Annotated in this window: 20 protein-coding genes and 2 pseudogenes; 18 read left to right on the top strand and 4 right to left on the bottom strand. The window is 35.1% G+C overall.

What is annotated here, in order from left to right; translation table 11 throughout:
* Positions 1-413: 413 nt before the first annotated feature.
* The 3 genes from QF028_RS11445 (at position 414) to QF028_RS11435 (ending at position 2,983) form a co-directional block, all read left to right on the top strand.
* The gene (locus QF028_RS11445; protein ID WP_429465491.1) at positions 414-944 is read left to right on the top strand and encodes a sigma-70 family RNA polymerase sigma factor; all 531 of its coding nucleotides are present in this window, start codon (positions 414-416) and stop codon (positions 942-944) included.
* On the top strand, positions 934-1,980 hold the full coding sequence (locus QF028_RS11440; protein WP_429465489.1) for a DUF4030 domain-containing protein: 1,047 nt from the start codon (positions 934-936) through the stop codon (positions 1,978-1,980). The genes QF028_RS11445 and QF028_RS11440 overlap by 11 nt, the downstream gene beginning before the upstream one ends.
* A gap of 421 nt (positions 1,981-2,401) precedes the next feature.
* Complete coding sequence (locus QF028_RS11435) at positions 2,402-2,983, top strand: GNAT family N-acetyltransferase (protein WP_429465487.1); 582 nt, start codon at positions 2,402-2,404, stop codon at positions 2,981-2,983.
* A 382-nt stretch (positions 2,984-3,365) separates the two neighbouring features.
* Here QF028_RS11435 and QF028_RS11430 read toward each other — a convergent pair whose 3' ends face one another.
* Positions 3,366-3,635 carry a YciI family protein gene (locus QF028_RS11430; RefSeq protein ID WP_429465485.1) on the bottom strand — a complete coding sequence of 90 codons (270 nt, stop codon included), beginning with the start codon at positions 3,633-3,635 and terminating at the stop codon, positions 3,366-3,368.
* Between the two features lie 207 nt (positions 3,636-3,842).
* Here QF028_RS11430 and QF028_RS11425 point away from each other — a divergent pair, with 207 nt between their 5' ends.
* The 3 genes from QF028_RS11425 (at position 3,843) to QF028_RS11415 (ending at position 6,516) form a co-directional block, all read left to right on the top strand.
* A complete protein-coding gene (locus QF028_RS11425) occupies positions 3,843-5,009 on the top strand; it encodes an MFS transporter (RefSeq protein WP_429465483.1) in 1,167 nt (388 codons plus the stop codon).
* 384 nt (positions 5,010-5,393) lie between these two features.
* Positions 5,394-5,852 carry a hypothetical protein gene (locus tag QF028_RS11420; protein ID WP_429465481.1) on the top strand — a complete coding sequence of 153 codons (459 nt, stop codon included), beginning with the start codon at positions 5,394-5,396 and terminating at the stop codon, positions 5,850-5,852.
* Between the two features lie 202 nt (positions 5,853-6,054).
* Positions 6,055-6,516: a hypothetical protein gene (locus QF028_RS11415; RefSeq protein WP_218350290.1), complete on the top strand. Its 462-nt coding sequence runs from the start codon at positions 6,055-6,057 to the stop codon at positions 6,514-6,516.
* 575 nt (positions 6,517-7,091) lie between these two features.
* Here QF028_RS11415 and QF028_RS11410 read toward each other — a convergent pair.
* On the bottom strand, positions 7,092-8,366 hold the full coding sequence (locus QF028_RS11410; protein ID WP_429465479.1) for an IS110 family transposase: 1,275 nt from the start codon (positions 8,364-8,366) through the stop codon (positions 7,092-7,094).
* A 202-nt stretch (positions 8,367-8,568) separates the two neighbouring features.
* Here QF028_RS11410 and QF028_RS11405 point away from each other — a divergent pair, with 202 nt between their 5' ends.
* The 5 genes and pseudogenes from QF028_RS11405 (at position 8,569) to QF028_RS11385 (ending at position 13,012) form a co-directional block, all read left to right on the top strand.
* On the top strand, positions 8,569-9,054 hold the full coding sequence (locus tag QF028_RS11405; protein ID WP_429465477.1) for a hypothetical protein: 486 nt from the start codon (positions 8,569-8,571) through the stop codon (positions 9,052-9,054).
* Positions 9,055-9,282: 228 nt separating this feature from the next.
* Positions 9,283-9,714: a DUF4279 domain-containing protein gene (locus tag QF028_RS11400; RefSeq protein ID WP_429465475.1), complete on the top strand. Its 432-nt coding sequence runs from the start codon at positions 9,283-9,285 to the stop codon at positions 9,712-9,714.
* 659 nt (positions 9,715-10,373) lie between these two features.
* Positions 10,374-10,502: a hypothetical protein gene (locus tag QF028_RS11395; protein WP_429465473.1), complete on the top strand. Its 129-nt coding sequence runs from the start codon at positions 10,374-10,376 to the stop codon at positions 10,500-10,502.
* Positions 10,503-10,813: 311 nt separating this feature from the next.
* Complete coding sequence (locus QF028_RS11390; protein ID WP_429465471.1) at positions 10,814-12,475, top strand: ATP-binding protein; 1,662 nt, start codon at positions 10,814-10,816, stop codon at positions 12,473-12,475.
* 47 nt (positions 12,476-12,522) lie between these two features.
* A pseudogene (locus QF028_RS11385) lies at positions 12,523-13,012 on the top strand (DinB family protein).
* A gap of 566 nt (positions 13,013-13,578) precedes the next feature.
* Here QF028_RS11385 and QF028_RS11380 read toward each other — a convergent pair.
* Complete coding sequence (locus QF028_RS11380) at positions 13,579-14,802, bottom strand: IS110 family transposase (RefSeq protein WP_429465469.1); 1,224 nt, start codon at positions 14,800-14,802, stop codon at positions 13,579-13,581.
* A gap of 409 nt (positions 14,803-15,211) precedes the next feature.
* Between QF028_RS11380 and QF028_RS11375 the strand changes: the two genes are divergently transcribed.
* The 6 genes from QF028_RS11375 (at position 15,212) to QF028_RS11350 (ending at position 18,367) form a co-directional block, all read left to right on the top strand.
* The gene (locus tag QF028_RS11375; protein WP_429465467.1) at positions 15,212-15,550 is read left to right on the top strand and encodes a hypothetical protein; all 339 of its coding nucleotides are present in this window, start codon (positions 15,212-15,214) and stop codon (positions 15,548-15,550) included.
* Positions 15,551-15,703: 153 nt separating this feature from the next.
* On the top strand, positions 15,704-16,210 hold the full coding sequence (locus QF028_RS11370; RefSeq protein ID WP_429465465.1) for a hypothetical protein: 507 nt from the start codon (positions 15,704-15,706) through the stop codon (positions 16,208-16,210).
* A gap of 174 nt (positions 16,211-16,384) precedes the next feature.
* Positions 16,385-16,831 carry a hypothetical protein gene (locus QF028_RS11365; RefSeq protein ID WP_429465463.1) on the top strand — a complete coding sequence of 149 codons (447 nt, stop codon included), beginning with the start codon at positions 16,385-16,387 and terminating at the stop codon, positions 16,829-16,831.
* A gap of 249 nt (positions 16,832-17,080) precedes the next feature.
* Positions 17,081-17,416 (top strand): DUF3916 domain-containing protein, encoded by a 336-nt coding sequence (locus tag QF028_RS11360; protein WP_429465461.1) that lies wholly within the window; start codon positions 17,081-17,083, stop codon positions 17,414-17,416.
* Complete coding sequence (locus QF028_RS11355; protein WP_429465459.1) at positions 17,413-17,613, top strand: DUF3916 domain-containing protein; 201 nt, start codon at positions 17,413-17,415, stop codon at positions 17,611-17,613. Before QF028_RS11360 ends, QF028_RS11355 begins: the two co-directional genes overlap by 4 nt.
* A 205-nt stretch (positions 17,614-17,818) precedes the next feature.
* Positions 17,819-18,367 carry an SMI1/KNR4 family protein gene (locus QF028_RS11350; protein ID WP_429465457.1) on the top strand — a complete coding sequence of 183 codons (549 nt, stop codon included), beginning with the start codon at positions 17,819-17,821 and terminating at the stop codon, positions 18,365-18,367.
* A gap of 104 nt (positions 18,368-18,471) precedes the next feature.
* On the opposite strand, the pseudogene QF028_RS11345 reads toward QF028_RS11350, so the two are convergent.
* Positions 18,472-19,637, bottom strand: a pseudogene (locus tag QF028_RS11345) (IS110 family transposase).
* 517 nt (positions 19,638-20,154) lie between these two features.
* Here QF028_RS11345 and QF028_RS11340 point away from each other — a divergent pair.
* Positions 20,155-20,670 carry a hypothetical protein gene (locus tag QF028_RS11340; RefSeq protein WP_429465455.1) on the top strand — a complete coding sequence of 172 codons (516 nt, stop codon included), beginning with the start codon at positions 20,155-20,157 and terminating at the stop codon, positions 20,668-20,670.
* Positions 20,671-20,771 lie beyond the last annotated feature (101 nt).

The following is a 20,771-nucleotide window of genomic DNA, read 5'->3' as shown; positions in this document are numbered from 1 at the left end:
ATTAAAAACCTTAAGAAAGTAGAAAAATAAATAACTGAACTGTGGGCCGAATATCAGACACTAAAAAATAAAGTGTTTAATATTCGGCTTTTTGGTTCAAGAAAAATAGGACAAGTTTCCAAAATGGTCTTTACAATAAAAAGTTTGTGAAACATTGTACTTAAACAAACGGGGTGCTTTACTTTAATAAGAAGTAAAAAAGGATCTTCCAATCGAAGATTCTTTTTTCATTGCCTATAAGGTCACAATTGCTTAGTATTTTTGCTAAGGTTCTGTCTGATAGTAGAACTACTTTTCTGCTATTAAACAAATTCTTATCAAAAATGACTAAGTATTTTAGGATATATTAAAAAACCTTCGGCTAAAAAAGGAAGTTTTCCGTCTAATAGGTATACACAAAAAAACAAAGGAAGGTGAACAACATCATTGGGTCTAATCACAGAATTCCAGAGGATAACGATGAAGTTTTTTTAGGGCTATTTCGGCAATACGAACAGTTTATTTATAGGATGGCGTATGTTTACGTGAAAAATAAAGATGATGCACTAGACGTGGTTCAGGAAACAGCATACCAGTCCTACCTAAAATTTAATACTTTGAATGACTTGAAGCTTTTTAAAACTTGGATCATTAAAATTACAATAAATTGTGCTATTGATTTATTAAGAAAAAAAAAGAAAGTGATTCCTTTAAACAAGGAAGTTGTTGAATTTGTATCTAAAAGTACGGAAGATATCCCTTTGACACTAACACTACAAGATTTGTTAGACGCACTAAATGAAGATGAAAAAACTGTTCTATTACTAAAATACTATCAAGGATACACTTTTAGTGAGATTTCGGAGATTTTGAATACACCATTAAGCACGGTGAAATCCGTTTTATATCGAGCATTACAAAACCTTCGTAAAAAAACTAGGAGGGCTGATATGTATGGACAATAAGATAAGACAAGAGTTAGATAAAATAGAGATCCCAGAGGAATTAAATAGCAGAGTAATATTAGGGATGGAGAATGCAAAAAGAGATTACGAAAGGCAACTTAAACCTGAAAGCAAGAGTGATAGAAAAATATGGAGTCTTAGAAGAAAAATAATGTTTTTCAGCAGTGTTGCTGTATTATTACTTGGTTTGTTTATAAGTTCTGCTTTTGTTTCTCCTGCAATGGCAAAAGTGATTTCAACCATTCCATATTTAAGTTCAATTTTTAAATCAGAACCCATAGGTAGCCTAATTTTTGACGAATTGAAGGAAAAGGGGTACAAAATTAGTGGAATAGGAACGGGTTACTCGCCACAAAAAACATTCTATGTAACAGTAGAAGGAACAGACGATTATTATAGCGAAGTCAAAGATGAAGTTAAAAAGATAGTAGGAGAGATTTTAGAATCAAAAGGCTATGATGCCTTTTCCGTAGAAGTCAAAAAAGAGCGAAAAGAAGATTATGTCCCTAGTGAAGAAGAATTGAATGAAAAAAGTATCATCGAAAATGAGGTCACAAAAAAATTAAAAGAACTAAACTATAAATTTGATAGGGTACAAACTGACCCAACGGAGAAAACAATTTTTATTAATATAGTCGGTTCCAAGGAGTATTACCATTCCGTTCAAGATGGTGTTAAGAAAGTGGCATTAGAAGTTGCGGACGGAAATAAATATTCAGGTTATAAAATTAATGTAACTAGAGTAACAACGGAGGTAAGACCAACCGGTAAAGGAGGTCAAATTACACCTACGATTGCTGATGGGCTTATGGCAAAAAAAGAGTTTAAAGTTACAGGGGTAGGTTATAAGGATAAACCGTTGAGCTTTATAATAAGTACCTCTGTCTTAAGTTCTGATCCAACAGCTAAAGCACTTGGAACTAAAATCGAATCAATGATTGTTGAATTTCTACAAGCCGAGGAAATATCGCCAATAGTAGGTAACGAGCCTTATGAAATTACTGTAAATAGTAAAGACAATAGGAAGATAAACTGAAGAGCAAAGGCTGCCAAGCTTGACCTAACCAAGAACGGAGAGGTAACTGTGTGTGACCGCTTGAAAGAGATGACACAGTTTTTGATTGATAAATTGGGACACTTTTTTCCAGTTAGAGAAGTGCGTTTTTATATGGAGGGGCGTGTATGATAGCCTTGGTCAATCAAGCAGACCCTTGTTTGGCTGTTTCTAGCAATTAATTTATGTATTTCTTTGCAGTATCTTTATTAATCTTTATGAATCAACACTCAAGAAAAAATGTATATAAGCTAATATTTATACAAATTTGTGAAGTAATGCTTGCTGCACTAACGTGCAGATTAGTGGAAGAAGAGTTGCTTTACCTCCCTCTTTTATTTGACCCTGATACTGGACAGTTTGTTTAAATAATTCTACCATAGAAGAAAAGGAGAGAAGAATTATGGAGATAACACCAGTAGTATTAATAGGAGATAGAGTAAAGATACAACCTATGGAAGTTTATCACATACAGGAATTATTTGATGTGGGAAACAATCCAGATATATGGGCACACATGCCGATGAAGGTTCAATCGATTGAAGATATGAAGCACCTTGTGAATGGAGCGCTTCAAGCGAGAGAGCAAGGAAGTGAATTTCCTTTTGTTATCTTCGATAAGGATTCGGGGAAAATTGTGGGAAGCACTCGTTTTCTTAATATATCGATACCAAACCGTAACTTAGAAATTGGTTGGACATGGCTGGCTCCAACTGTTTGGCGAACTAGAATAAATACAGAATGTAAGTATCTTCTTTTGAAACACTGCTTTGAGACACTTGGGACAATTCGAGTTCAGTTGAAAACAGATGGTCGAAATGTGCGGTCTCAGCAGGCAATTGAACGGTTGGGTGCGATAAAAGAAGGGGTGCTTCGGAATCATATGGTTATGCCTGACGGTTATTTAAGAGACTCTGTGTTTTACAGTGTAATTGACAAAGAATGGGTGCTAGTGAAGAATAAATTGGAGAGTATGCTACGATAATCGCGTATTATCAAAGTGTTGATTATTAAATTAATGTGGCAAGAGTGGAACAAGAGTTGCTGGTGACAGCAACTCTATTCTTGTTAAAGTAAAGAGGCAGATTCGTTGAATAAAGGCAGAGTAACAAAAAGTAGGGAACCCCTACCTTTTGTCTATCTTGGCAAGTTCATCTCGGTCAGCCTTTATAGGAGTCTACAACTCACCTTAAACTTAATACAATAGCTTTTTGCCATTCCAACTTCATTAGTGGCTTGAACATGAAATATCATGGGTTTGTCTGAGAAAGGGGTATGGGGTGGAATTGGTTACCTCTATACCCCACCATATTATAGATGCAGGTACTGTAACACTATCATTATATCCACATGCTCCAAAAATATGGTTACTCAGTAACTTTAAGAGGAAACGGCGAGACATCCCAAGATTCAATTTCAAAGTCTCTCACCCCATTAACGATATAAGGGTCTTTCTCAATCAATGCTTGCGTTTCTTCATAAGACTCTGTTCTAAACAAAAGATACCCTCCAACCTTACCTATAAACAATCCTGCCGTCAGTAATGTTCCTTCATCATATAGTTTTTTTAAATAATCAACATGAATAGGCTTTAAATGTGCCCCTTTTAAAGTATATTTTACTAAGTATAACAACATATTTAATCTTCCTCTCTAAAAGTGTCTTTTTATAAAAAACGAAATATTATGAATATTATTTTTTTCTATCATACAGGAATTAAGACATGCCCGCAATTGTAAATTCAAAAATTTGGAAATAAATGGCGTTTTATAGTGGTAATTTTTTATCATCATAACTCCTTTTCTTTCTCCTTTGAGAATATACATATCATATGGGGGGATTTAATGGAACTACGAGGGAAACTCAGTTTAAGTGTTGGTTGGATAACTTTATTTCTTATGGGTATTGACTTATTTGTAGTGTCTCCGTTACTACCGTTCATTTCGGAAGCCTATAATGTTAGTTCAGCGATGACTGGATGGATGGTAACTGTTTTTGCGGTTACATATGCTTTTTTCGCTCCTTTCTTTGGGTGGCTTTCAGATAAAAATGGACGGAGAACATTTATTACATTTGGCTTATTGTTGTTCGTTATTTCTAACATATTAACTGCTTTTGCCCCTTCATTTTTTTTGTTAATTGTTAGTCGTATTTTAGCTGGTTTGTCCGTTGCTTCAATTACCCCTTTGATATACGCAATCATTGGAGATACTGCGCCACCAAATCGGAGAGGGACATGGCTTTCAATTGTTGTTTCAGGGCACTTAACAGCTCTTTGGGCGGGAGCGCCATTCGGTACGTTACTAGAGCATTTTCTTGGTTGGCGTTCAGTATTTGTTGTAATGGCTATTATAGGGGGTATATTGGCGGTAGTAAATTTCAAAACATGGAAAAATGTTCCTAAAAGCGATATAACAAGGAATCTATTAGAAGGAAATCTGCTAAGAATACTTGGTTCGGTAAGTGTTACAACCACTTGGGCGATTTCAATGTATGCTCTTTATGTTTACTTAGGTGCGGCTCTTTATTCTGAAAATAGATTCTCATCATCAGAAATCGCATTAGCTATTACCTTTTATGGTATTGGTGCTGTTTTAGGAAGTCTTATAAGTGGACAATTAACAGATAGATTTGGAGAAAGGAAGATTTCGAAAGTAACGCTCATTTTCTTGACTTTAATATTCATTTGTTTAGGTATATTCTTCTCATCTGGTGCTTGGATTTATTTCTTCTTGTTCATATGGGCTTTGGTTGGGTATGCAGGATTTACATCATACCAAGCAAGATTAGCGGTCGAATATTCAAACGAACGTGGAATTGTTATGGCGTGGAATAATACGGCTTTGTATATTGGTATTACTATCGGTTCAATGATTGGTGGTTTTGTTGTTTCTAATTGGGGATACACTTTCCTTCCTTATGTTTGTAGCATTGCAGCAATTCTTAGTTTTGTCCTTAGTACCCAGAAAGTCCAAGAAACAAAAAAGAAATCAGCTTTTTCAGATACATGACCTCAGTAATGAAGCTTTTTGTTGAACTAATGGAGTGCTTTACTGAAACAAGGAATAAACTAAAAAGAGCCTAAATTATTCAAGTTTTTATACACTACTTGTATATTTAGGCTCTTTTATATTCATAAAATATACTGCCTTTTTATTTGCCAAAAACAGTTGGAATCATGTTCATAGAGGCTCCATGTCAAACGACATTGGTTTTAATCTAATTTCCATTTAAGTGTGTCACTTAAATGAGCAAAAACTGTGTCATTTTACTAGACGGTCACACTGTGGCAGCTTTTCTTATTGAACTAACGTAAGCAGGTTAGCTTAACAAGGACTAATGCCAGAATAATTTAACAATGATAAGAGAAAAATAGTTAAAAAAGGACATTTTTTATGATTGGACTTATTTTTGCTGTTATTCTTTTTAATTTAATTGCTTTTAAAACTAACAAGCGACTTACTAAAAATCAAATTGTTCATATTTGGTCATTCACCATTATTTTGCAGGCGATTGCTGATTTGTATATTGATCAAAAATACCATGGTTATTGGTATTTTACACGACATGTTGATTTCGCAGCTTTACCTACTCTTACAATGCTTTTACCACCTGTAAATATGATGTTTTTGAATTGGTATCCATTTAACTCTCCATTATTAATAAGAATTCTTTATTATATTTGCTGGTTAGTATTTATGTTGATTTATGAAGTAATAGCATTACTTCCAGAACCTTGGGGGTACTTTAATTATGGGTGGTGGAAACTGGAGTATTCTATTCTTGTTGACCCTATTTTGTTAGTTATTTTACTGAATTATTATAAGTGGATTTGTAAGATTGAAAAAAGATAACAGGAACAAGCGTTGAAGTTCTAGCTGCCATATTGGTGGCTTTTTCTTATTCGACTAACGGGCAGTTTAACTTAAGAAGAAGTAGGCAGACAAGAAAAGCGTTTTTTGTGGTGGTGGTGGGAGATTAGCGAAGAACAACTTACGACATAAAATGAATACTTAGAAAATGAATAGAGAACGCTAAGAAAGAGGAGGGCTAAAGATGTCAAATAAAAATCAGTGGCTACTTAATGCTCCTATGGTTTTATTAGTATGGTTAACACTCCCTTTTTTAGGGGTACGTAATATTAAGAAATTCCTTCCTGCATCCATTTTTATTGTAATTGTAGAAATTCTTCTTGCCCAAATTGGGAAGGAACGCAAATGGTGGGTTTTTTATAAAAAAAATTCATTTATTTCAGTGGCATTACCTTTTTATATTGGACCTTTTTTAATAGGTTCAATGTGGATTTTAAAATGGACATATGGAAATTTTAAACGTTTTATTACACTCAATGCAATAGTAGATGGTATGTTTGCCATTTTAATGATGGGTTTATTAAAAAAATTAAAATTAGTTACACTCGTCCGGTTTAATAAAATTCAATTTTTTCTTTATTTGTTTCTTAAGTCGTTCTTGTTATATGGATTTCAATACCTCATTGAAAAGAGAAATGCTGACTAGATTTGGTTAAAGGGATAAAATTGTTAGTTATGTTAAATTGATGGCATATGTGAAATTTTGCACTTAAGCTAACGGGTGCAATAGTTGAAGATTGGGGTTGCTGCGGCAGCTCCTTTTCTTGTTCCACTCCCTCAGTTAAATACGATTTTCTCCCGAATGCTCGCTAATTCGCAGGATTTCATAACCTTTGGTATAGCTTTAACGATTAAATGAAATGAGTTCAGATTATTAGGCTTCGTGAAGGCATAGGGAAATAGAGGAGAGATTTATAACTCCATATTTTACCATATGATGTACATGCTCCACGCCACCCTTGGAGGCTTTCCCTCCCATGTCTCAACGGGTCAAATGCCCTATCATTCCTTCGTCATGCCTATCCAAGGGGTGGAGGCCAGTTATGCTAACGGGATGGGTCAAAGCCCTTTTGTGGAACAAACCTGGTACTCCGTACATGTTTGAAATCCTACGAATAAGCCAACATTCGATAAGTGCAAGACAACCTCTTTATTGTTATGATTTAAGAAAGTTTATCCTTTTGGAAAAACTAGTAAGTGTTTCTAATAATCTATTAGTTCTTATGCTGCTAGGGAAGATAAAGGTTGTAATTTTTCTGGATAATAGGATTCATTTCGTTTGGCCATTCCAACAAATATCCTAGCCAGTTTACCAACCAATTTCATAATTGATTTCATCTTCTTAATTTTTTTCACCTTAACATTTGAGGTGTGTAAAGCTTTAAACTCAGGGTTGTTCATGACAAGGCTCATCGTCGCTAAGTAGAGAAAACGCCGAAGTCTAGATCTTCCCCGTTTAGAAATGACAATTTGTCCTTTCCACTTTCCCGAACTTGCTTCAGCTAGGTGTAATCCTGCATGACGTAGTAAAGAATTGCCGTGGGCAAAGCCACTTAAATCTCCAGCTTCCCCTAATATACCTGCCAATGAAATCTCACTAATTCCTTTAATGCTAAGCAATTGATTAGCATAAGGAATTTGTTTAAGTACTTCTGCCACTTGTTTTTCAACTCTTTCGAGTTGTGTTGTTGCGAGGTCAAATTCCTCTAGTAATTGTTGTAGATGAAATTTATAAGCATCAAGTGCTTGCTTAGTGCCAATCGAACGATTAGCTAAATGAATAAGTAATTGGGCCTTTTTTAATCCAGGCTGTCTCTTCATCAGTGACTTCCACCCGATAACAACATTTTGAGGTTGCATTGAACGCAATTCCATAGGGGTAGGAAATAAACGAAGAGTTGCGATTGCCCCTTTACCTTTCACGTCTTTAAAAACTTGTCGGAGCTCTGGAAAGACAACATCTACCCAACGATTTAATTGGTTGATCGAACTAACAAGACGCTTAACAATCACATCACGGTTAGACATAAGAACTCGAAGTTCTTCAAATGATTCAGAAGTGGGACGAACAATGGAATAGTAACCGTTTTTCACCATATCAGCGATAACTAGTACATCTTTTTTATCGCTTTTCGACTGGGTATTATCTCTATTCTCTTTATTCCTTTTTACATGGTATGGATTTACTGTTACTACATCAATATTCTGTTCGAAAAGCCATTTTGATAGATTAATCCAGTAATGTCCCGTAGGTTCCATGCCGACTATAGTGGTAACTAAGTTATTTGTCCTTTTTAATTTGTTAACCCAGTGCAATAAAATAGTAAATCCATCTTCGTTATTTTCAAATGTGAGAGGATCGCCGACTACAATTCCACGGAAATTCACCGCTCGAGCGACGTGAAATTGTTGAGCAATGTCCACACCAACAACGAGATGTTTATCGGAAATTCTTTCTATTAGTTGATTTTGTTTGTCTTGCATTTTAAACTTCATAGTAGGGGTTCCTCCTAGGGTTTTGAGTTAGAGTGGTGTCTATACTCATATCTTACTGAGGAGCTCTTTTTTTATCAAAGTCAATAATTAACTCTCTACAGGAATGCTAACGGGGCAGGTTATTGGAAGAAGGATAATGCAGGGATTATGCGAACAAATTAGGAATAAATTATTGGGAGTATACCTGCGGGAGGTAGTGGTTATGGATTATTACCCTTTTGTATTTATAATCAATAAAAAAGAATACTACTGTGCTTGGTATAGTAACGATAGAGACGGATTCTTAACTGAATGCAACAAAATAAAGGTTTTTAATACCAAAGATTTGCTTTTTGATTACGCTAAAGAAAGCAACATCCAATTTAATGATGAAGAGGGAATCGCCCGTTTTTCAATAGACTATGCCTTGAACTGGTTAAAAGATAAAAATTTAGATATTGATTGCGATTATTTTCTGAATTTCTGGAATAACATATCGGATTTAGCCTATTCAGTAGGAGAAAATTTTTATGGAGATTTGAAAAAGGCTCAAATAAATAAGGTTTATGACAAATTGTTTTTCGGTAACAACCTACCTGCAATAACACCAAAAAATAAAAACTATTACCCGACTTGGGATACAGCAGAAAAAATTATATTAGTTAAAATGGTACAAGATGGAATTAGAATTATAGATGTCTGTTTATAAACAAGTGATTGAAAATGAAGGATTCCTATTAGAGTTATAAATGAGTATAAATCCTAAATCATAACAGTTAGATTGTGAAGTTATGTACTTAAACTATCGGGTGCTTGAGTTGAAGAAAATAAGTCTGTTCCGACAACTTTTTCTTATTCCACTAACGGTCAGTTTAGTTGAAGATGGATGATATAATAAAAAATGGAAAATAGAACTATATGGAGGAGAAAATTAAATTTGAACAAAACTCAAGTAATGGTTTACTTCAGCTTGTATGGAGATGAGTTTTCAATAGATGAAGTAACGGAAAAGCTAGAAGTAACACCTACTAAAACTTATAAAAAAGGTGATTTAATTCCAAACCGTTCAACTGTTTGTTATAGAAAAGAGACAAGTTGGGATTTAGGAACAGGCTACCAGGTTTCGCTTGATGTAAATAACCAACTCCAACAAATTATAGATAAACTACAAAATAAGTCATCAATCATTAACGAAATAAAAGAGGCTTACTCCGTGGAGTGTAAATTCTTTATCGTCGTTATAATACAAGAGGGAAATGCCCCTGCTTTATATCTGGATAAAGACATTATAAAGTTTGCTGCAAGCATTGAAGCTGAATTTGATGTAGATTTGTACGCTAATCCTTATGAAAATGATTTTGGCGACTAAAAGATACAAATTTTGTTGAACTAACGGGTGCAAGAGTTTAAGAGCGTAGCTGTCATTATGGCAGCTTTTCTTGTTCCACTAAAGTGGTAGATTAGTTTAACAAGGACTATTTAGATAGAATCGCGAATTTAAGATTTATAAGTCTTTATATTATCGATTGTTTGGAATTACAATGTAGATAATGGTGTTAAAATTACGAATTACTAATATTGCAGTGAAGTATACTTATACTGGAATGGTCACTATACGGGGGAATTGATATGCACTTGATATTTAATATTTTAATCGGTGTGTTCATGTGTGTCTGTTTGATATTTATTAAAACAAAGGGTCGACAAAATAAGACTTTATTAATTGTCCTAAAAGTATTAATTGTAATAATTTCAATCCTTCTTATTTGGATTAACATCCAAGTATAGATAGGGTTATAGATTTAGAAAACTATTCCTTATTGAACTCGTGCTACTAACCGCACCCCACTTTGTGAACTAATTCACTTACACTAACGGGTGCGATGCTTTAAGAAGGCATCACCTTTTCCTAGTTCCACTAACGGGGCAGTACAGTTGAATAAGGAGATTGTGAAAATAAATATTCCAAAATATTCATTTAAAGTTAAAATAGAGAAAAATGATTGCTAATTGAGGAGGTTGTGTCAAGTGGAGAATAAAGATAAGGTATCATTAGTGGTAAATGTCTTAATATTAGTTGCTTTGGTTTACATAGGATTGAAGCTTAACGACATAGGAGGACTACTAAAAGAAATTGTATTACAAGGAAATAGGTAGGGCAAATTTTTCAAGAAACTAATGATAGTGTTAATAGTTACTCTAATTGCCTTATACTAATTAAATTGAAGAAAATATGTAAAAGTAAGATTGTGAATAATTGTACTTAAAGTAACGGGTGCTTATGCTAAAGATGAGATGGCTGTGGCGATCCCTTTTTAATGCACTAACTGTCAGGTTAGCTGAACAAGGTAAAAAGTATCTTTAAATTTTTGCACCAGAACTAATTCATCTAATATCTTTATTTATATTTGCCAGCTAAAATTTAGTAATCTAATATATAAAGAGGAGAAATATAGGAGGATTTACTAATGAGCACTCATGAATTTGAAATGAACATAGATGGAGAAATAATCAGATGGGCAGAAAAATCACACGCACAAATCTTCCGCAACTTCTGGCAGTTCTTCATGGAAAAAGATTTACAAAAAACAATTGAAACAATCGAGTTTGCAGGAATCCGTACTTCCAAATCTGAATACTTCGTAGCTAAAAATGGAAGTAAAAAGAAAAACATCTTTGTAAAAGACAATTACTACGTTTACACCCACTTAACGCCATCCGCAATGCAAAAAGTATATGAGAAATTCATTAAAGGCTGGGAGGATATATATAAACAACCGAAGGGCGAAATGCTTAACATAGAACAGGAGGAAACGCCTGGGGAACTGCAAACGGAAGAAAAGCCAAATTTGAAAAATATTTATGAAAAAAGCCATGCAATTGCTTCGGTTCAGGCGAATCATGACTTACATCATAGTTCTCTAGTTATAGAACCTTCCGTTACAAAATTGCCTGAAGAAACAGAACCATTAAGAATTCTTTTTGGTCATTCCTCCAACAGCAATGAACCATTGTATTGGTATCCAACTACAACGAGTAAAATCATGCATACGAATACAGGTATTATTGGAACGATGGGGACGGGGAAAACTCAGTTTACTAAATCGCTCATTAAACAGATACATGATGGTGCTCTATCTAATGTAAATGGAACACCTATTGATATTCTCATCTTTGATTATAAAGGTGACTATATCAAAGATGACTTTATAGAAGCGACAAACGCTACAGTGTATCATCCATATCACCTTCCGTATAATCCGTTAGCTTTATATAGGGGAAAACAGCTAAAGCCGCTATTGCCTTTGCATACAGCTAGTACCATTAAAGAAACAATTGCTAATGCTTTTAATTTAGGTATAAAGCAACAGCAGTTATTAAATTATTTAATCATTGAAGCTTATTCACAAGCTGGTATTCATAAGGCTGATATGGCTACATGGGATCTGGTGCCACCTACATTAAATAATGTATTTGAACGATTGATGAATCGGGAGGATGTAAAAGAAGATAGTCTTTATGCAGCACTAAAACAAATATATGATTTTGAAATCTTTTCTCCAAATAGTGAGAATACAAAGTCCTTATACGACATGATACAAGGAGTAACTGTTGTACATCTGGCTGGTTATGATCCAAGTGTTCAGAACCTAATAGTAGGAATCACTTTGGACACCTTCTATTCCCAGATGTCTACAAAGGGGCACAGTACAATTCAAGGAGATTATCGTGAATTAACGAAAATGATACTTTTTGATGAGGCGGATAATTTCTTGAGTCAAAACTTCTCTTCTTTAAAGAAAATTATGAAAGAAGGAAGAGAATATGGCGTTGGTGTAATCCTATCAACCCAATTCTTAGACCACTTTGCAACCACAGATAATGACTATGCTCAGTATATATTGACTTGGATTATACATAGAGTACCTACCATTAAAAAGAAGGAAGTAAAAGCTATCTTCAGTCCAGAAAATCAGGCTGAGGGTGAGCAGATAGTTAATAAGATAGCGCGACTTCAAAAACACTATAGCTTAGTCACGTCTGTTACCAATAATAGATACGAAATTATGGAGGATATGGCATTCTGGAAGCTTCTAAATAAAAATACTAAATTTATTAAAGCTTTCTAATAAAAAACCCTTTGAATTTAATAATAATTAAATTCAAAGGGTTTCTCATTTACGCTCTATCTGAATTCCTCCTTCATGATAATTATCATCTATGGGCAAACCAAAGGGTTTTTGAGCACTTAAAAGAACTGCCAAAGGATATTTACCATAAGGAGATTCAAAGCGTTTTTTCTTCCATCTCAGAAGTATTAGTACATATTTACATTACCGACACTTATGGTTGGGCGTCATGTCAAGTGACAGTTTTGATGAAATTGTAATGACAAGGAATCAACTTGGAAAGAAAACAAAATGAAGAAGTATGTAGGAAATGGAAACGATGTTTGTTCACTTGTCCAGACAATTTAAAGCAATCTTTGATCGGCAAGGGAATCTAGATCAAGCAGTTTTCCGGAACATCCTAATTTTGGCCGACTAGAAACCAACCTTTTTGAGTTGTTACAGCATATTGTCAATCATGGAACGTACCATCGTGGGGATGTAACTGCTATGCTACGACAGTTAGGGCATCCCGGTGTTATACAGCTTCTAAAATAGCTTGGGATGCTTTTTAATATTAAAAAGATAGCAGTGTAGTTGAATGGACAGGAAATGAAGGTTCAGATTCACCGCACTCTATTACCGATATTGTTAAAGGAACTTCAACAGATGGTCATGATGATACGGCTACAACTGAAGGTACTAAAACGGATGACACAACAACAGGCGTTGCTAAAACAACAGACTCTGAAAAATCGAATTCTCTTCCTTTAATTTTATCCATTGTTGCTGTCGTCCTATCATTAATTGCTGTTGTACTTGGATTCCGTAAAAGATAATCTATTACACAAGTGACTTATTCATTGCTGAATAGGTCACTTTCTTTTTTAAGTTAATATCGTCTTCTGTTTGCCAAAGTGAGTATGTAAAGAGATGTACTTAAGCTAAATGTGTGCTTGAGTTTAAGAATCAGAGCTGTCATCAAGGCAGCTTTTCTTGTTTCACTACCATGAAAATAAACTTCTGTAGTTCAGAAAAAAAGGCAATACTAAAGAAGACGCAGCTCATTCGTTTTTTAAAAAAGGGGAGAGCGCCTAATTCATTGATCTTAGAAATTGAATAGATTAAGATGCTTCTGATTCTTGTAAAGTAACTGTGTATCCTAAACTTTCAAGTCTTCGTAGTGAATGCCGAACAATGGATTGCTGTCTCTGTTTATCAAAGTAGTCTTCGCCTAAGTCTACATACATTTCTTTCCGTGTTAAGAGATAATAAGAGATACGTAACATGGCATGTGCGACCACTATTCCGGCTCGTTTTTTGCCTTTTCGTGATGCTGTTCGTCGATACAGTGCTCCGAGATAGTTCTTCGAACCTTTAACTGAATGAGCTGCTTCAGTTAATGCTGATCTCAAATACTTATTTCCTTTTTTGGTTTTAGCTGATTTCCTTTTCCCGGCACTTTCGTTTTGTCCAGGAACCAAACCTGCCCAGGAACACATATGGGCTGCACTTGGGAATTGTTTCTTGATATCAGTTCCGATTTCAGCTAAAATTTGCTCAGCCATCCTGGTGGCTATACCAGGAATAGAATCTAATCGTTCCACATCTTCTTGGTTGGTACGTACTCTATTCGCTACTTCTTGATCGAGCATCTCAATCTCTTCAGTCAAAAAGTCGATATGTCTTAAAATCGTTTTTAACATTAGACGTTGATGGGATTGAATATAACCTTCAAGTGCGAGTTCCAGTTCATCTTTCTTCTTTTTCATTGAGCGACGTGCAAAGTTTGCTAGTTTTTCAGGATCCTCTTCTCCTTCGGCAATAGCGTCAAGCATATCTCGAGCTGAAACACCCAAAACGTCTGAAACAACTGAACCCAATTTAATGTTCGCTCCTTCTAATACCTTTTGGATTCGATTGATTTGTCTTGCACGTTCCTCAATAATACTCCGACGATATCGAACGAGTTCACGTAGTTCCCGTTGATTACGATCAGGAATGTAACTAGCTTTCAACAGTCCATGACGAAGAAGTTTCGCAATCCATTCTGCATCCTTAACATCTGTTTTACGTCCGGGGACTGCCTTCATATGTTGGGCATTCACCACTAAAAACTCAATATCCTCAGCTTCTAGTAAATTCACAATAGGCTTCCAATAAACACTCGTGCTCTCCATGGCGACATGGGTACAATTATGTTGTTTAATCCAGTCAACCAACTGTAATAGAAATACAGTTTTAGTAGAGAACGTGTGAATCTCCTTTCCTTCAGGTGTCAAAATACAGGCAGTAATATTGTCCTTATGGACATCCATACCGCATGCTCTTTCAATGACTACTTCCATTGAAAACATCCTTTCTACGGCTCACAATAATATTGGAGGCTGGTGCAGCAACCAGAATAGGATTAATCTACCATGTGTGCTTCCCGTAAGGGAGCGACAGTCAGTGGTGCACCGTGGTCGTTGAAGTCAGACTAACGGATGGGCTCTAACGCACCATAGTTCATCGACCTTCCTCTCCCAGCCGTAGAATCAGTATTGACGGTTTAAACCCATTTTCATTCTCTGTGGTGAAGTGCTGATTTTTGCGCTTCATGGATGGCTAACGGGTGCTTTAGTTTCACAACAAATGGACTATTTTGGCAGTGTCCTATTTCATATGGTTATTTAACTAAAGGGGCAGGATTGTTTAAGAAGGATTAATAAAATTTATAATAATTTCAGTTATTAGGTTTTAAGGGATGTGATAGCATTGTGTGGAATAGACTTTGCAATTGGAGTAACCGATAAAGAAGCATCAAAGGCAGATAATTATGTTCATTTTAACGAAAGAATACACTCTTACCTAATAAAAAAGGAAAAGGATTATGGCAATGACTTTAATCTTCTTTTAAATCTTGACCCTTATCGTCAATCAATAATTTATAGAGATAGGATTCCAGATTTAGTAGAAATATGCGAAGCCTTAATTAATAAATATAATTTGATTGGTGAAAAAGAACGAGAAATAAAGACCTTTGCAAAAGAATTAAAGGAACTTTGCGAAGACGCGATAAAACAAAAGAAACATATATACGCTATTGGAGATTAGTTAATTTTTTCTTCTCAGTCTCGGTCTCCACGTTGTTCAGCTATAGGGTGCAAGACTTTAAGATCCAGCTGCCACATTCTTGGTGGCTTTTTGATTATTCGACTAAAAGGGAAGGTTAGTAAATTAGGGTTACAAATAGAGGTGATTCATTGTATGTTGGAAAAAAGCGAAGGCACAATCAATGAAATTGTTTATGAATTCACCGCCTATCGTAATGGAAAGTATATAATCTATCCTACCATTTCAGATTTGTATTTACTTTTGTTTAAAATTATACGTTCCAATGCGACAACCGAATATATAAGAATCAACCCATTTTATATAAATGAAAAGGTTAATTTACAACGTGAATTTGATGAATATATGTTCTATTTGGAATGTAGGGAACAGTTTACTGTTCAAGATGAGGAATTACATATTTTAGAAAATTTAGGCAGAGAAGCTAACACTGTAACATCAGAAGAATTTGAAACAGGGAAAATACTTACCCCTTTGTGCAGATATGATGACCCTAAAACTTATAAATCCTTACTTGAAGGATACCGTAAGTTTTTAAATATGATGTTACCTAGTTTATTTGAATCTGCTAAGGTTGACTTGGACCTTACGGAAGAAGACTTGGCATTCGGTTATTTTTGTTTTGAAATCCATAGTGAATAACTGTTTGTGAAATGTTGTACTTAAGCTAACGGGTGCTTTCCTTAAAGAACTGGCTGCAAAAAGCAGCCTTTTTCTTATTCGAATAACGGTCAGGTTTAGGTTAATAAGACCTTGAGTATGATAATTACTTAATAAGGATATTGTAAGAAGAAAAAGGAAAAAGGAAAAATAATAATGATTGGACTTTTTATGGCAATTATCATATTTAATGTTCTTGCTTTCAAAACTAATAAGAATTTAACGGCAAAACAAATTGCCCATATCTGGTCATTTACAACTGCATTTCAAATGTCTTGTGATGCTTACATAGATTTGAAATATCATGCATACTGGTATTTTACAAAAAATGTGGATTGGGCAGCATTACCAGCCAATACTATGTTACTTCCACCTGTAAATATGATGTTTTTGAATTGGTATCCTTTTAAAAGTTCCTTAATTAAACAAATACGTTATTTTATCTATTGGGAAGTATGTTTGTTAACCTATGAATCCATCACCCTATTGCCCGAACCTTGGGGATATTTTCATTACGGATGGTGGAATTTAGGATATTCAGCAATTATTAATCCTATCTTGCTTGTTATTTTAATGGTTTATTACAAGAGGTTTGTAAACTAGAATAGCATGCATGTTAAACTAAAGGGTGCGATGCTTTAACAAGGCATCACCTTTTTTGGGTTTGATTAACGAAGCAGATTGTGAAAGATTGTACTTAAAGTAACGGGTGCAATAGTTAAAGAAAGAGATCGCTGCGGCGATCTTTTTGCTTGTTGTACTAACCGTCGTTTAGTTAAAGAAGGGATTATTCCCCTTAGCAAAGAAATATTGTACTAAACCATTTCCAAATCCCCTGGAGGAATTTTTAAGATGAAACAATGGAATGTTTATAACTATTCAAAACAGAAAGCCAGAGGTTTAAGAAGAAGATGCAGTACCTTTTCGAGATATATTTATGAACATACAGAATCTTTGATTACCATAGGTGGTTCACATCTTGGACTTAACTTCCATAAATTTTTTGGTGATACTTCAAAGGTACCGAATTCGGTAAGAAAATTCTTTGTACAGACAATTATTAACAGAGTTCAGCATTTAATTTCATTAAAAACTGAAGCAGAAAAAGAGTATCGTGTCATTTGTGTTTTTACACTTCCAGAATTAGACAACACTCTAATTATTACCCCCTACCCAAAGAGCATATGAACGTTTTTTTTGAAGGTTTCTTTAGTGCAGAGAAATATGGAAGGAAAGCTATCCCAATACATCAAGACGACTACTTAGAATCAGAATGGGGATTTATAGTACCACAAGGCTTAGATGTTCAAGGATATAGAATTGAAATTTATGAAGATGAAAATTGGGCTCAAGAAGAAGTATGGTTCATAGGAGAATTACAGTAAATCTTTATAAAATTATGGGATCCGTTGCTGTCTTTTTCTTTTTCTAAAGCAAGTTTGTGAAAAATTGTACTTAAGCTAACGGGTGCAAGAGTTGAAGATCGGAGCTGTCATTTTGACGGCTTTTCTTTTTGTGCTAACGTAAGCAGGATAGTTGAAGAGGAAGACCGAATTATTGTAAGTACATTGTTAAAAAAAGGTGGTATTTATGTTTGAATTTCATAGTAAAGAACTAAGTGAGATATACGGGGAGGATAAGAAAAGATTTCGAACTGACAGTATCCTTTATGGACATCTAGGAGAAGATCGTTGGCATAGTACACTTCAAACTCCATTTACAAATGAGTCTATTATTCAGTTTGAAAAAGATTTAAAAAAAGAGTTTCCTCCTCAGTATAAAAAGTTCTTGTCAACTCACAATGGATGTTATTTATTTGATTTATTAAGAATTGCAGGGAAAAGACCTGATACATATAAGGGCTTGAGTATAGAGGAACAGAATGGCACACCCTTCCCTTTAGATACTATGCAGAACCTATATCAAAGAAAACGCACACCAAAAACCCATTTCATTTTTGCTGATTCAATTGTAAAAAACACTTATTACGTCATTGATAGTGATGAAAAAATATTAGAAATAGACTATCGAACAAAAAAAATTATCAATTCTTACGAAGAACTTAAAATTTTTATTGACGAATTCATATACGAAGGAAAAGAAAATTTAGAAAATGGAATATTTTTTGAATTTGAGTGATGAAAGATGTTTATCTTCTTCAACTATCCTGAAAATAAAAACTGCAGTGGGGAATTTTAGGCAATACGAAACTAGACCCATTAAAATCCGTATGTTGTCCTTCATTAGGCTATAGCTTCAACCGTTACTTTACAACCAAGGATCTCTAGTCGTTTAATAGATTGTTTGATCACTATTTCTTTTTTTCGTCGATCAAAGTAATCTGCACCTAACTCAACATAAAGTTGCCTTTTGTTTAACAAATGATAAACAATCGTTAAAATGGTATGTCCAACCGCAACTGCCGCACGTTTTTTTCCAATTCTTGCTGCCAAGCGCTGATATTGAGAAGAGAGATAAGTGTTTTTGGTTTTTGCCGCCGAATGTGCTGCTTCAACAAGTGCTGCTCGCAACTTTTTATTACCTTTTCTGGTTTTACCGGACTTTTTTTTCCCAGCACTTTCGTTATTACCTGGAACCATCCCAGCCCATGAACATAGATGGGCTGCCGTAGGAAATTGCTTCGCAATTTCTTTTCCTAGTCCTATTTCAGCCAAAAGTTGTTCCGCATGGCTTCTACCTATACCTGGAATTGAATCTAGTAATTCAATATCTTCTTCATATGGTTGCATGCGTTGTTGGACTTCTTCACTTAACATTTTGATTTGTTGATCCAAAAAGTCGATATGTGAAAGCTGAGTTTTTAACATCATCTTTTGATGGAGTCCGACGGATCCGAATAAGGCACGTTCCAAATCATCCTTTTTCTTTTTCATACTTCTTTTTGCCATTCCAGCTAATCCTTGAGGATCATCGATCCCATTGATGAGTCCCTCAATCATTGATCGTCCGGACACACCCATAATGTCTGTTGCAACGGAGGAAAGTTTGATATTAGCACCTTCCAACACTTTCTGAATTCTACTTATTTCTCTTGCTCTTTCTTCAATAAGACTTCGGCGGTATCGAACAAGTTCCCGTAATTCCCTTTGATCTCGATTCGGAATGTAGCTGTGTTGACTGGGACAGCCTTGATGTGAGCAGCGTTGACCACCATGGGTTGAATGTCTTCTAATTCGAGAAGGTTGTATATTGGTTTCCAATAAACACCGGTACTTTCCATAGCAGCGTGAGAACAGCATTTACTTTTAATCCAATCTATTAATTGAATCAGATCGTGTGTCATCGTACCAAATGTTTGAATCTCCTTTCCTTTTGGAGTAATGGCACAAGCGGTAATGCTCTTCTTGTGAATATCTAATCCACAACATCGTTCATTAACAACATCCATTATTATTTTCCTTTCTACGGGCTGAAGTAAATTAGGCTGGTGCAACAACCATATAAGATTAATCTATCCTGCGTGCTTCCCGTGAGGGAGCGACAATTTGTGGTGCACCTGGTCGTTAAAAATCAGTCTACCATGCGGGCTCGAGGCACCATAGTTGAACGACCTACCTTCGCCAGCCTATAAAAAGGATTGACAGGTACAATGAAAACTAGACGGGATTATGAACCATTTTCATTCATTTGATGGTGCCGCAGTGCGGCATGGTTGTCTACCATGAAAATAAGTTTCTTCAAGATTAGAAAATGACATTACTTAAGAAGACCCTGCTCAATCGTTAAAAAAAAGAGGAGAGCGATAATTAATGAGTCTATGGATTAGGGTTGACTGGATTAAGGTCAGTATCAGTATTGACACTTCCTAACCATTTTCATTCTCTGTGGTGAAGCGCCGATTTTTGCGCTTCATGGATGGCTAACGGGGTGCTTTCCTAAGTATTAATCCAAGCAAAGAGACGTGTATGAAAGAAGACATTATTGCTGAATTAGGCAAATTAGTGGGATTAAAATTACAGGATGCAGGAAGAGCATCTAACCTATTTTGGCTGGGTTTTGGGGATATGATTCCAATCATTCGGAGAGGAAAAACCCAAGTATCAGCAGAATACGCACTTCATATTCAATGTTCTTGGAGAATTACCTTAAATAATAAAATTCTTGTAGCATCACGGGATTTCTATTCTCCAAGCTCGGAATGGGGTGGAGACATTGAGGACTTCGATTGGGATATGCTAGGTAAGAATAGATTTGATGAACGAATTAAAACTTTTATAAAGGACAAAGGACGATTACAGGTAAAGAACATTGAATCTGATGATATAGGTGGATTAAAGGTCTTTTTATCAGATGGTTATAAACTAGAAGCATTTCCAGATAGTTCGGAAGATGATGATCAAGGCGAACACTGGAGGTTCTTTAACCGAAAAGATAATAGTCCACATTTTGTTGTTTCTGGAATGGGAATTGAAAAGGTTTAAAGTTTAACTTTGTGAAGAGATATCATTCAAATATTTTAACTTGTTTCACGAACATATTTTGTTTAATTAATAAATATCCTTAGTAATATAGTTGTAGAAAA

This window comes from Neobacillus sp. B4I6, assembly GCF_050434045.1.
In the GTDB taxonomy this organism is placed as follows: Bacteria; Bacillota; Bacilli; order Bacillales; family Cytobacillaceae; genus Neobacillus.
The sequence above is the reverse complement of the archived record's forward strand: the minus strand, read 5'-3'. Positions and strand labels throughout refer to the sequence as shown.